Here is an 11347-nt window from a genome sequence, read left to right as displayed (position 1 = left end):
GGGGTGTCCTTTCGGAGGCAATAAAATCGCCCTGATGCTACTTCAAAGTTTCCCGAAAACACGCATCCTAATTAGCCCGACAAAAACATATGAAACACGGTAGACAATTCTCCTGCCTGCACGTTTACGAGCTGTCACACCTTGGCCCATTCAGTACATTTTCAGCGCCTGGTCACAAACAGGCGCCGCACACTAACGAAACTTCAAGGTCACAAAAACATCCACCACGCACTCGCGCGGTGGATGCCTCACAAAGAATATAGACCGTAAATTGCGTGGTGATTTCCACCACACTCGGCGCTGAGGGGCTACGCCTCGTCGGTCGACAGCGCCGCGACGAACGCCTCCTGCGGCACGGTGACCGAGCCGATCGCCTTCATACGCTTCTTACCGGCCTTCTGCTTCTCCAGCAGCTTGCGCTTACGCGAAATGTCGCCGCCATAGCACTTGGACAACACGTCCTTGCGCAGCGCACGGATGTTTTCACGCGAGATGATCTTCGAACCAATCGCCGCCTGCACGGGGACCTCGAACTGCTGGCGTGGGATGAGCTCCTTGAGCTTCTTGGTCATCTTGTTGCCGTACCACTGCGCGGAGTCCTTGTGCACGATCGCGGAGAACGCGTCCACGGGGTCACCCTGCAGCAGGATGTCCACCTTGACCAGGTCCGCTTCCTGCTCGCCGGCGTCCTCATAGTTCAGGGAGGCGTAGCCCTTGGTGCGGGACTTGAGCATGTCGAAGAAGTCGAAGATGATCTCGCCGAGCGGCATGTAGTAGCGCAGCTCGACGCGGTCCTCCGAGAGGTACTCCATGTTCTTCATGGTGCCGCGCTTCGACTGGCACAGCTCCATCGTGGTGCCGACGAACTCCTGCGGGACGATGATTGTCATGTTGACGATCGGCTCATACACCGCCTGCAGCTTGCCACCTGGCCAGTCGGATGGGTTGTGCACCATCTGCTCCGAACCGTCCTCGGCGATCACGCGGTAGGTGACCGACGGCGCGGTGGAAATCAGGTCCAGGTCGAACTCGCGCTCGAGGCGGTCGCGGGTGATCTCCATGTGGAGCAGCCCCAGGAAACCACAGCGGAAACCGAAGCCCAGCGCCACGGAGGTCTCTGGCTCCCAGGTCAGGGAGGCGTCGTTAAGCTGCAGCTTCTCCAGCGATTCGCGCAGCGCCGGGAAGTCCTCCTGCGAGACCGGGAACAGGCCCGAGTACACCATCGGCTTGACCTCTTCGAAGCCGTCGAGTGGCTCCTCTGCGCCCTTGTTAGCCCAGGTCACGGTGTCGCCGACGCGGGTTTCGCGCACATCCTTCACGCCGGTGATCAGGTAACCGACCTCGCCGGGGCCGAGCCCCTTTGTCTTCTTCATGGTTGGAGAGACCACGCCGATCTCGAGGATCTCGTGGCGCACGCCGGTATTCATCATCTGCACCTGCTGGTTCGGCAGCAGCTTGCCGTCCATCATGCGGATGTAAGTAACGACGCCCCGGTACGTGTCGTAGACGGAGTCGAAGATCAAGGCGCGGGCCGGCGCATCGGCATCGAAGTCTGACGATGGTGCCGGGATTAGTTCGACCACCTTATCCAGAAGCTCCGGGACGCCCTCACCTGTCTTGCCGGATACGCGCAGCACGTCCTCCGGCTCGCAGCCGATAATGTTGGCGATCTCCAGCGCATACTTCTCCGGGTCGGCTGCCGGTAGGTCGATTTTGTTGAGGACCGGGATGATTTCCAGGTCATTGTCCATGGCCATGTACAGATTCGCTAGGGTCTGGGCTTCGATGCCCTGGGCGGCGTCGACAAGCAAGATTGCGCCCTCACACGCCTCGAGTGCGCGCGAGACCTCGTAGGAGAAGTCGACGTGGCCCGGCGTGTCAATCATCTGCAGGACCATCTCCTGGCCCTCGTACTCGCCGGAGCGCGGTGTCCATGGCAGGCGCACGTTCTGGGCCTTAATAGTAATGCCGCGCTCGCGTTCAATATCCATATTGTCCAGGTACTGATCACGCATCTCACGGGCCTCGACGACATCAGACAGCTGCAAAATGCGGTCCGCGAGCGTGGATTTTCCGTGGTCAATGTGGGCAATAATGCAGAAGTTCCGGATCCGCTCCGGGTCCGTGAACGTGGTTTCCGCGAAATTTCGTTTTTGGGCAGCCATAATTGTGCCACTCTACCTCGCAGTGCCCCATTTCGAAACACAACCTTGCCCAGGCCAGGCAAAACACTTAAAGTTTGCACCATGGTTTTCTGGCGCAAGCTTCAACAGCAACGGCGTGCCTCCCTCGAGGAGGGGCTCGCGCTGCTCAACGAGCGCCTCGGGCTCACCCCCGACACCAAGACCCGCACCACCGCCACGCGTATCGACGTCCAACCTACGGAACAGCACGCCCGGAACCTGTATTACGGTCCGGACATGGATGGCAACGCCGAGCCCGGCGAGGTCGTGTGGGCGCTCGTGCCGTCGACTCCCCCGGAGGAACGCGCGATGCTCGTCGTCGGACGCGACCACCACGATGTTCTCGCCCTGCTCATCCACTGCGGCGAGGAGCCGGTGTCGGACCCTGCGTCCGCCACTGAGGAGTGGCTCGGCATCGGCACCGGGGACTGGGACGCCTCCGGCCAGCCCGGCTGGCTGCGCCTGGACCTGCTGCTTGTCGTGCCGGAGGCAAGTATCCACCGGCGAGGCGCCACCCTCCCCGCTCGGCGCTTCGATCGCGTGGCGAACCGGCTGCGCGACACCTACCACTGGACCTAGTAAGCCTGCCACTTGCCCCGTTTCTCGTGGTGGGGTATCTTAGTCGAGTTGTTTGTATCCGGTTTCGGGTGCGTGATCTACGCGGGCAGGACCTTGGGTTCGCGTCAAGTTCAAAGCATTACGCAGTAACAGCCCGTTGCCGAATCTTCGACATTGCAATCGATACCAACTTATTTAAGAGGTGCACATTATGGCTAACATCAAGCAGCAGAAGAAGCGCGTTCTCACCAACGAGAAGCGTCGCGTTCGCAACAAGTCCGTCCGTTCCGCTGTCCGCACGGAGATCCGTAAGTTCCGTGAGGCTGTTGAGTCCGGCGACAAGGCTGCCGCTGAGAAGCAGCTGCGTTTCGCTTCCCGCAAGCTGGACAAGGCTGTGTCCAAGGGCGTGTTCCACCGCAACAACGCGGCGAACAAGAAGTCGAACATGGCTCGCGCTCTGAACAAGATGGCTTAAGTTTTTCGCGTAGAGCAATCCTGTGCCCCGGCTCCGTCCGGTGCGCAGGATTTTTTGCATTCGTAACATTGCTGGATCTGCTCTACGATACTGAATTTGTGAAGAACTATCGTCGTGCGCTTTGCGCAGCAGTAACAGCTACAACTCTGACGTTGGGCGCCGTAGCGGTGGCCCCTGAGCAGTCCGCCGTCACCCCTACCGCTCAGGCGCAGCAGATGCCTGACTTGCGTCAGCTCCAGAAGATGTTGAACCCGCAAAACATTCGGCTGGACCGGCTGGCGCTGCTCGTCGGCCTTGTCGCGGCCATTGTGATTTTGGGCCCGGTCACCGGCACGATCGGCTCCTCGCACGAGCCGGGCCGCCGCGGTTCCCAGGAGCGCCGCACCGTCAACGCTGATGGCCTGTCGCGCTCCTACAATGTGGTGTTGCCTTCGGGCTATGAGGAAGGAAAGTCCTACCCCGTCATCATCGGCTACGGCGGGTGGCAGCACACCGCCGACCAGATGCAGGGCTACGCCCACCTCGAGTCCGCTGCTGCGGGCCGCGCCATCGTCGTCTACGCCGAGGGCGAGTCCCAGGCTTGGGCGGGTGCACCGTACGCACGTACGTCGACGCGCGAGGACATTGCATACACCCGCGCGATTATCGACGACCTCGTCGAGAACTTCGGCGCCGACCGCAACCGCGTGAGCGCCGTCGGACTTTCCAACGGCGGTGGCATGGTGGCCTCGCTTGCCTGCCACGCCCCTGAGATTGTCAACGGTATCGCCTCTGTGGCGGGCGCCTATTACAACCCGACCGTCGAGGGCTGCAAGAGCGGTTCCGTGCCGACGCTCATCATGCACGGCACCAACGACAACGTCGTCGGCTACGACGGCGGCACCCGCCACGGCAAGCCGTTCCGTTCCGTCAACGACGTGTTCAACCTGTTCATGGACAAGAACGGCTGCATCGCGGGCTCCGCCACCGAGACCCGCCTGGGCAACGTCACCACGTTGAGCCCTGCCTGTGGCGCCCGAACTGAGCTGCAGCGCGTCGAAGGTGGCGGCCACACGTGGTTCACGGATCCATCTGCAAGTACCGCCACCGTGGACTTCCTGCTCAGCCTGCGCTAAGCAGACCACGCACCACGAGGAGCGCGCCAACAACGCAGAAGAAGCCGCCGGAGCCCATATCGATTGCGGGCCCGGCGGCTAGTAATTTGCGCCGCACCCGGTTCGTAGACACCACCTGCGTGAGCACGCCGAACAGGATGAACGAGCTGGCCCACAGCGACAGGATCACCACAATCTGCGTTGCCCACGACGGACTGGCTGGCAGCAGTGGCGCAATCATGGCGGACAACGCCAGCACGATTTTCGGGTTCGCCAGGTTCGTCGAAAGTCCCCGAACAAAGCTGGCTCGCAGGCTACCGAGCCTCTGCTCTGCTTCCTCGAGGGAAAGCGGTGGGTTGCGCCGGTCGCGCCAACCCTGGCGCACCGCGTTGATACCCATCCATACCAGATACGCTCCGCCGATCACCTGCACTACCTGCAGCGCGCGCGGCACGGCGGTCAGCAGCGCCGCCGCACCGAACACGGTCAGCGAGCACCACCACAGCACACCCAGCTGGATTCCGCACGTCGTTGCCCACGCGTGCGGCCGCGAGCGCGTCGCGGTACGGGTCACCAGGATGACGTCGGGCCCCGGGGCGGCCGCACCAACCAAGTTCAGACCGACAATGACCGCGAGATCTGCCGGCGCGATCAACGCTGCGTGCCCTTGAGCAGGTCGATGAGGTCCTCACGGCCGAACATGCTCGCCGTGTCGATGGCACTCGGAGTGCCGATGGTGGCGTCGGCACCCGCGTTGATAAGTGCACGGGCGATGTCGTCTTCCTTCTTGAAGATCGTCCCTGCCAGCGGGCTTTGCCCGCGCGCGTTCAGCGCGTTGACGTCTGCGCCGCGCGCGATGAGCCCTTCGGTCAGGGCGAGGTGCCCGGAGTAGCTGGCGAGCATCAACAACGAGTTTCCGTCCTGGTTCGCCAGATTGACGTCGACGCCCTGGTCAACGTAATCGAGCAGGGTTGCCTCGCCGTCACGCGCCATCTGGAAGAGGCGGGCGGCGAAGGCTTGGACGTCTTCGGGGATCTCGTTTGGTTGCTGCGTCATAGTTTTCTTACGCTATCACGCGAGTTGGGCAATCCTGCGGACTGCTTCTTCCACCGCGTACTCCGGCTCCCCGCCATTGCCCTTCACCGTAGACTCCAGCTCAGCGACGATGATGACGGCTTGCGACACCGCATCACCCGACCACTGGCGCGCAACGTTCATGGTCTTCTTCACCACAAAGGGGTGCATCCCGACCGTTCGCGCGAGCTGGTCCGGGTTACCCCGCACCCCGTACAGCTTGGCGATGTCCCCGACCTTGTGCGCGAGCGCCGCCGCGATCGCCACCGGACTCGTGCCGAGCTGCAGTGCCCGGCGTGTGGAGGCGAGCGCGCGGTCGGCGCGCCCGGCGATGGCCTGCTCCGCGATGTCGAAGCCCGCGACTTCCGCCACGCCCGTGTAGTAGTTGCGCACAGCGTTTACGTCGACTTCCCCGTCGGTGTCCGCCACGAGCTGGCTCACCGCACTGGCGAGTTCCCGCAGGTCAGAGCCGACGGATTCGAGCAGCGCAGCGACAGTGTCCGGGGTTGGGCGCTGCCCGTAGCGCCTAAACTCCTGGGTGAGCCACGAGTGCCGGTCGCGGTCGCGCAGCGGGTTCGCGCGGTGGACCTCGGCGATCTTTTCGAACTTCTTCACATAGGCTTTTTGACGCCCACCTCCGGAGTGCTCGATGATCAGCGTCATACCTGGCGCCGGGTCCACGCAGGCGCGCAGCAGGATCTCGAGCGGTTCCTTGCCTGCCAGCTCGGTGTTTTTGATCAGTACGATGCGTTCCTCGGCGAACAGTGACGGGCTGGTCGCCATGGCAAGTTCGCCTTCGGTGACGTCGCCTGCGCGCAGGGTGGTGCGCTCCGCAGCTGGGCTGAGCTGAGCAATGATGGCTTTGGTGGCGCGTTCGGCGAGGAACTCGTCTTCCCCGAGGACCAGGTGCACTGGGTTGAGCATGCTTCTTAGCGTAGCTGTTGCCTCCCATCTGCGTAGAGGACGGGCACCGCTCCCCGGTTGGGGAAGATGACGGGGATGCCGTCCGGGGTTGCTGCCGGGCGCTTGGGTGCGCTGCCTTCCTCGAGTACCACGACGAGCTCGGTGCCTGACGGGACGGGGAGGATGTCGTCTTTGGTGGCCACGACGTGGCTGCGGAGCGTCGCGGGATCCACAACGGTGCCTCGTGGCCACGCGATACAAGCGCTTGCTACCACCACGCAGGTCAGGCACAGCGCCAGTGTCCGGCGGCGCCACGGCACAAGCAACAGCACGGCGACCACCCACCCGTAGCCGATGAGCACCGTCACCGGATTCGCAGCGACGGTCGCGGCGGGCAGCGCCGCTCCACGTTCAGCCACGGTGTGGACCCACCAGGTCAGCGGGGAGATCAACCACAGCACGATCGCCTCAAGACCTCCCGGCAGCACCGCCAGCATCACCGCGCACAGCCCGAGCACCGTCACCAGGGGCGTGACGGGAGCCACCAGCACGTTCGCGCCAACAGAGACCAGCGAGACCTGGCCCGCCATCGCGGCCACGAGCGGCATCGTCGCAACGTCAGCGGCGATGGCGACCGCGACGGCGCGCACGAGGATGTCCGGCAACGCCGTCGGTGCGAGCGCCCTGTAGAACAGCGGGAAGAGCACCACGATGCCGACGGTCGCAGCCACCGACAGCGCAAACCCGTAGTGCAGCGCCAGGTCGGTATCGAAGAAAATGAGCGCAATCACCGCCAGGCACAACGCGTGAATGACCTCCGTCTGGCTCGATGAGACGACCGCGACGAGCCCCACCAGCCCCATCACCGATGCCCGCAGCACGCTCGGCTCCGGCCCAACGAGCAAGGCGAAAACCGCCAACGCAGCACCCGCTGCAACGAGCCTGCCATAGAGCCCGATGCGCAGCGCTGCAGCTACTACCACGGCGAACGTCGTCACGATGGCAACGTTCGAACCCGATACCGCCGAGAGGTGCGATAGCCCGGTAGCGATGTACGCCTGCTGCTCCGACGCCCCCTGCATCGAGGTATCGCCCAGCACCATGCCCGGGATGAGGCCCTGCGAGTGTTCCCCGACGTGCTCGCGCACCGCATCGGCGAACGTCGCCCGCACGTGCTGCGCCCACCCGGTTGCCCCCGTCGGCCCGGCCAACGGCTCGACCGTGCCATTTACCGCCCACGGGTTCACGCCCGCCCGCGAAGACTCCGACACGGTGCCGTCCACCCGCACCGTCGCACCACTGACCACCCCATCGGGGACGCCGCCGCGGACGAACACCGGCAGCTCCGCGCCACCGCTCCCGGCGCGCACGCGTACCAGCATCCCGCCAGCGGCAAGCTCCTTTGGGGCAGCGGTCACGGTGGCCTCCACCGGCAGGCGCAGCGTCCCCGCCCGCGCCACCGTGATGCGGACCCAGGCCACCACGACGGTCGCCACGCCACCGGAACCGACCAGCACCGCCTGGCCCACCGCACGCGCACACCCGCACAGCGCTACCACTGCGGCAACTACCGCGAACCCGGCCCACGGCGCGAGGGCAACAGTCATGATCGTCGCTATCCAGACGCACAGCGCTGTGGGCACCAGCCGAAGCTCCTGCACCGCTTACAGCCCCACCAGCGGCGCAATCGCCTCAAACTTCGCAGGGCCGATCCCCTTGACCTGCATCAGATCCTCGACCTTCTGGAACGGGCCGTTCGCCTCCCTGTGCGCGATAATCGCCGCCGCGGTCGCCTCCCCCACCCCGGGCAGCGTGACCAGCTCCGCGGCCGACGCCCCGTTGAGTGAAAGCTGGCCGCTCGCCCCCGCAGGTGCGCCATCCCCAGTCGGTGCGGCGGGCCCTTCACCGATTGCGACGACGTGGAGCTGTTGGCCGTCGACAAGCACTTGAGCGAGGTTCAACTGCAGCAAGTCCGCGTGGTCGAGCGGCTGCGCAATATCCAGCGCATCCGCCACGCGGGAACCCTGGTTCAGCGTCACCAGCCCAGGATTTGCCACCTCCCCCACCACCGCAACCACCACGCGCTCCGGCACATCGGTCGCAGTAGCAACGTTCTCCCAAACAGGCGCGTCCTCCTCCGCCACGTCCGGGCCGCGGACCTGCACCACCGCCCACAGCACCAGTAGGCTCATCACAACCCCCATCACCGCGGCCGCCGGCTTCACCGGAACGTGCACGCGAGGAGTCGGGTACTTCACCTGCAGCAGCGCCTCTTCACCAGTCGGGCGCGTAAGCTCTTGAATCCGTTCACTGACCTGCATAACCACAGGCTAAAACCGGTGTCCTCGCCCCAACAGACCAAGCAAACCCGCTGTGGACAACCCCCAAACCGCACACCCCGTGCAGGCTACTTCTCCACAGTCGCAGCCAACCCCCTTGACAGCGCCGCTACGTGCGTGAACCAAACACGACCGACAGCCCGATCGCGCCGGGCCCGGTGTGCGCGGCAAGCACATCGACCATTGGCTCCACCAGCACTCGTGAGTGCCGCGGCAGCACCTCATCAAGCATGCCCGCCAGCTGCTGCGCGGACTCTTCCGCGTCCGCATGCTGCACCGCAGCAAACACCGGCTGGGAATCCGCACGCTCCAAAACAAGCTCCGTGAGCTTGGAAAACGCCTTCGTCTGGGTGCGAGTCTTGCCTGCTAACTCGAGCTTGCCGTTGTGCATCCGCAGAATCGGCTTCGTTGCCAGCAACGCCGCCGACAACACCGCAGTCCCCGTGGAAATCCTGCCAGACTTGCGCAGCCAGTCCAGCTGGTGCAGGTAGCACCACGTCTCCGAGCGCTTCAGCGTGGAGGACGCCATCGCTTCTACCTCGTCGAGGCTCGCCCCCTCGCGCGCGACGGTCGCCGCCGCCATCGCTGCCGCCCCGACCGCCATACCAACGGTACTGGTGTCGAGCACCCGCACGTTCCCCGGAAACACCCCCGAAGCAGAAACCGCCGCGGACCAGGTGGAAGAAAAGTGCTTCGACAGGTGTAGGGCTACCACGCCATCGTCCCCAGAGCGCTCGAGCTGACGCCCGTAAGCCGCTGCGAGTTCCAAGGCCGACAGCCCGCTCGTCGACACCTCGTCGTCCTCAGACTGTTCCATGACGTGCAGCGGGAGCACCGTAATGTCGAGCTCACTGGCAATATCAGCTGGCAAGCCCGCCGAGGAATCAACAACAACCCGTACCGCCATCTAGACCGTCAACCCCTGGTTCCACGCCTCGAGGTACCACTGCACGCCAGTGTCCGGCTCGCCGTAGCGCGGCAACGCCTGCAGCTGCGCAAAGTTCGCGTTACGCAGGCTCTTCATCATCGGGTACTGCGAAATCTCCAGGTCCAGCAGGCTCGACGTCAGCGCCGCGATCGTACCCCCGTGGGCGACAAGCAGCACCGCCGCGTCATCCCACCCGTCGAAGTGCTCCATCAACTCGTCAACAACCGGGCGTGCCCGTTGCGCGACGTCAATCCGGCTCTCGCCTTCCGGCGGCGCCCACGTTGGGGTATTGCGCCAGTGGGCGCGAACGCTGCCGTCGGCACCATCGACCTCGGCGTGTGTCTTGCCCTGCCACTGCCCGAGGTGCGTCTCGCGCAGGCGCGCATCATAGGTCACCGGCAGCTCGAGGTGCTCCGCGACGATCTGTGCCGTGACTGCAGCCCTGCTCAGGTCCGAAGCCACAATCTTGGCGACGCCCATTTCTGTCAACACCGGCGCAATGTTTCGCGCCTGCTGCCTCCCCTCTTCCGACAACTCCGTGTCGAGTTGCCCCTGCATCCTCGACGTGGCGTTATACGTGGTTTGGCCGTGTCGCAGCAAGATGAGTCGTCGCGCCATGGTGTTAGAACTCGTCCTCGTCCTCAGGGGCATCGCCTGCCAGCGGAAGGTCTTCAATCTGCTGCGCCGAACGCACACTCTCGCCGTCAGCAAACGCACCCGGGCGCTCGTAGGCTGGCAGGCCCTCCACGCTAATTGCCGGGCAGTCTGCGTACAGGCGGTCCAGGCCGTAGAAGTCGCGCTCCGGGCTGCGCTGCACGTGCACCACGATGTTGCCGTAATCCAGCAGCACCCAGCGGTTTTCGCGAACGCCCTCGCGGCGCTTCGGCTCGAAGCCGGCGTCGGTCATGTCGTCCTCAATCTCCTGGACGATCGCGTTTACCTTGCGTTCGTTGTCCGCGGAGACAATCACAAAAATATCGGTAATGCCGATCACGTTCGACACATCGATGACGCCGATGTTCTCGCCGAGCTTCTCGTCGGCGGCCTTCGCGGCGATCGCGGCCTGATCAAGAGAGATCTGCAGAGCAGTCAAGTACTCAGTCCTTCGTCAGTAATGAAAAATAGCAGTAACGCGCCTATTGTCCCACGCTAAGGGCGCTGTTCGCCACTTGAACGATATAGGTCGTTTTTCGCAATGTACTGCACCACGCCATCTGGCACCAGGTACCACACCGGGCGGCCTTCTTTGGCGCGCTCGCGGCACCCCGTGGACGAGATCGCCATCGCAGGAATCTCAATCAAATGCACCTGCTCCTGCACGTCTTCGGGCAGGAAGGATTCGCTCAGCTCGTAGCCGGGGCGCGTCACGCCGACAAACTGCGCCAGGTCAAACATCAGGTCCCAGTCGCGCCACGACATTATCGACGCCAACGCATCCGCACCCGTGATAAAGAACAGTTCCGCCTGCGGCAACAGGGCGCGCAAATCCCGCAGCGTGTCCAGGGTGTAGGTCGGTCCCTCCCTGTCAATGTCTACCCGAGAGACCGAGAACCTCGGATTCGAGGCAGTCGCGATGACCGTCATGAGGTAGCGATCTTCAGAGTCGGTGATCTGCCGATCCGCTTTCTGCCAGGGCTGACCCGTCGGCACAAACACGACCTCGTCGAGGTCAAAACGGTCGGCGACCTCGCTCGCGGCCACGAGGTGGCCGTTGTGGATCGGGTCGAAAGTACCGCCCATGACGCCCACTCGTCGGGCGTCGCGCAATGATGCTGCTACGGCCTCTGCCACGT

Annotated in this window: 13 protein-coding genes; 3 read left to right on the top strand and 10 right to left on the bottom strand. The window is 64.0% G+C overall.

Translation table 11 applies throughout. The annotated features are described in order from the left end of the window. Nucleotides 1–308 precede the first annotated feature (308 nt). Nucleotides 309–2165: a translation elongation factor 4 gene (lepA, locus tag KBX13_RS03995; protein ID WP_256020807.1), complete on the bottom strand. Its 1857-nt coding sequence runs from the start codon at nucleotides 2163–2165 to the stop codon at nucleotides 309–311. An 81-nt stretch (nucleotides 2166–2246) separates the two neighbouring features. Between lepA and KBX13_RS03990 the strand changes: the two genes are divergently transcribed. From KBX13_RS03990 to KBX13_RS03980, 3 genes are all read left to right on the top strand, one after another. Next, a complete protein-coding gene (locus KBX13_RS03990; protein ID WP_256007960.1) occupies nucleotides 2247–2762 on the top strand; it encodes a type II toxin-antitoxin system PemK/MazF family toxin in 516 nt (171 codons plus the stop codon). Nucleotides 2763–2952: 190 nt separating this feature from the next. After that, nucleotides 2953–3216, top strand: a complete 264-nt coding sequence (gene rpsT, locus KBX13_RS03985) for a 30S ribosomal protein S20 (protein ID WP_070362056.1) — start codon at nucleotides 2953–2955, stop codon at nucleotides 3214–3216. Nucleotides 3217–3314: 98 nt separating this feature from the next. Next, nucleotides 3315–4331: an alpha/beta hydrolase-fold protein gene (locus KBX13_RS03980; protein ID WP_256020805.1), complete on the top strand. Its 1017-nt coding sequence runs from the start codon at nucleotides 3315–3317 to the stop codon at nucleotides 4329–4331. Here the strand turns inward: KBX13_RS03980 and KBX13_RS03975 are convergent. From KBX13_RS03975 to nadD, 9 genes are all read right to left on the bottom strand, one after another. Then, a complete protein-coding gene (locus KBX13_RS03975; protein WP_071573595.1) occupies nucleotides 4318–4962 on the bottom strand; it encodes a LysE family translocator in 645 nt (214 codons plus the stop codon). The two genes, KBX13_RS03980 and KBX13_RS03975, sit on opposite strands and share 14 nt — an antisense overlap. Next, complete coding sequence (locus tag KBX13_RS03970; RefSeq protein ID WP_071573544.1) at nucleotides 4962–5366, bottom strand: ankyrin repeat domain-containing protein; 405 nt, start codon at nucleotides 5364–5366, stop codon at nucleotides 4962–4964. Before KBX13_RS03970 ends, KBX13_RS03975 begins: the two co-directional genes overlap by 1 nt. Nucleotides 5367–5381: 15 nt before the next feature. Further along, nucleotides 5382–6308, bottom strand: coding sequence for a DNA polymerase III subunit delta (gene holA, locus KBX13_RS03965; protein ID WP_070362053.1), 927 nt, complete (start codon nucleotides 6306–6308; stop codon nucleotides 5382–5384). A 5-nt stretch (nucleotides 6309–6313) separates the two neighbouring features. Beyond that, nucleotides 6314–7894: a ComEC/Rec2 family competence protein gene (locus KBX13_RS03960; protein WP_256020803.1), complete on the bottom strand. Its 1581-nt coding sequence runs from the start codon at nucleotides 7892–7894 to the stop codon at nucleotides 6314–6316. A gap of 57 nt (nucleotides 7895–7951) precedes the next feature. Continuing rightward, nucleotides 7952–8608 (bottom strand): ComEA family DNA-binding protein, encoded by a 657-nt coding sequence (locus tag KBX13_RS03955; RefSeq protein WP_070362051.1) that lies wholly within the window; start codon nucleotides 8606–8608, stop codon nucleotides 7952–7954. 127 nt (nucleotides 8609–8735) lie between these two features. Next, nucleotides 8736–9533 (bottom strand): DegV family protein, encoded by a 798-nt coding sequence (locus KBX13_RS03950; protein ID WP_256020801.1) that lies wholly within the window; start codon nucleotides 9531–9533, stop codon nucleotides 8736–8738. Continuing rightward, nucleotides 9534–10172 carry a histidine phosphatase family protein gene (locus tag KBX13_RS03945; RefSeq protein WP_071573548.1) on the bottom strand — a complete coding sequence of 213 codons (639 nt, stop codon included), beginning with the start codon at nucleotides 10170–10172 and terminating at the stop codon, nucleotides 9534–9536. A 4-nt stretch (nucleotides 10173–10176) separates the two neighbouring features. After that, the gene (rsfS, locus tag KBX13_RS03940; protein WP_070478390.1) at nucleotides 10177–10647 is read right to left on the bottom strand and encodes a ribosome silencing factor; all 471 of its coding nucleotides are present in this window, start codon (nucleotides 10645–10647) and stop codon (nucleotides 10177–10179) included. Nucleotides 10648–10703: 56 nt separating this feature from the next. After that, entirely contained in the window at nucleotides 10704–11345 is a 642-nt protein-coding gene (gene nadD / locus KBX13_RS03935) for a nicotinate-nucleotide adenylyltransferase (RefSeq protein WP_369822018.1), read from the bottom strand. Nucleotides 11346–11347: the final 2 nt, after the last annotated feature.

The sequence above is a fragment of the Corynebacterium sp. CCUG 51687 genome, assembly GCF_024453995.1.
Taxonomy (GTDB): domain Bacteria; phylum Actinomycetota; class Actinomycetes; order Mycobacteriales; family Mycobacteriaceae; genus Corynebacterium; species Corynebacterium pseudogenitalium.
Note: the sequence above shows the minus strand (reverse complement) of the source record. Positions and strands in the feature narration are given on the sequence as shown.

Bases quoted from the DNA above. Each gene is read 5' to 3' on its own strand.
- lepA (WP_256020807.1), bottom strand. From the start codon at position 2,165: ATGGCTGCCCAAAAACGAAATTTCGCGGAAACCACGTTCACGGACCCG.
- KBX13_RS03990 (WP_256007960.1), top strand. From the start codon at position 2,247: ATGGTTTTCTGGCGCAAGCTTCAACAGCAACGGCGTGCCTCCCTCGAG.
- rpsT (WP_070362056.1), top strand. From the start codon at position 2,953: ATGGCTAACATCAAGCAGCAGAAGAAGCGCGTTCTCACCAACGAGAAG.
- KBX13_RS03970 (WP_071573544.1), bottom strand. From the start codon at position 5,366: ATGACGCAGCAACCAAACGAGATCCCCGAAGACGTCCAAGCCTTCGCC.
- holA (WP_070362053.1), bottom strand. From the start codon at position 6,308: ATGCTCAACCCAGTGCACCTGGTCCTCGGGGAAGACGAGTTCCTCGCC.
- KBX13_RS03960 (WP_256020803.1), bottom strand. From the start codon at position 7,894: ATGACTGTTGCCCTCGCGCCGTGGGCCGGGTTCGCGGTAGTTGCCGCA.
- KBX13_RS03955 (WP_070362051.1), bottom strand. From the start codon at position 8,608: ATGCAGGTCAGTGAACGGATTCAAGAGCTTACGCGCCCGACTGGTGAA.
- KBX13_RS03950 (WP_256020801.1), bottom strand. From the start codon at position 9,533: ATGGCGGTACGGGTTGTTGTTGATTCCTCGGCGGGCTTGCCAGCTGAT.
- KBX13_RS03945 (WP_071573548.1), bottom strand. From the start codon at position 10,172: ATGGCGCGACGACTCATCTTGCTGCGACACGGCCAAACCACGTATAAC.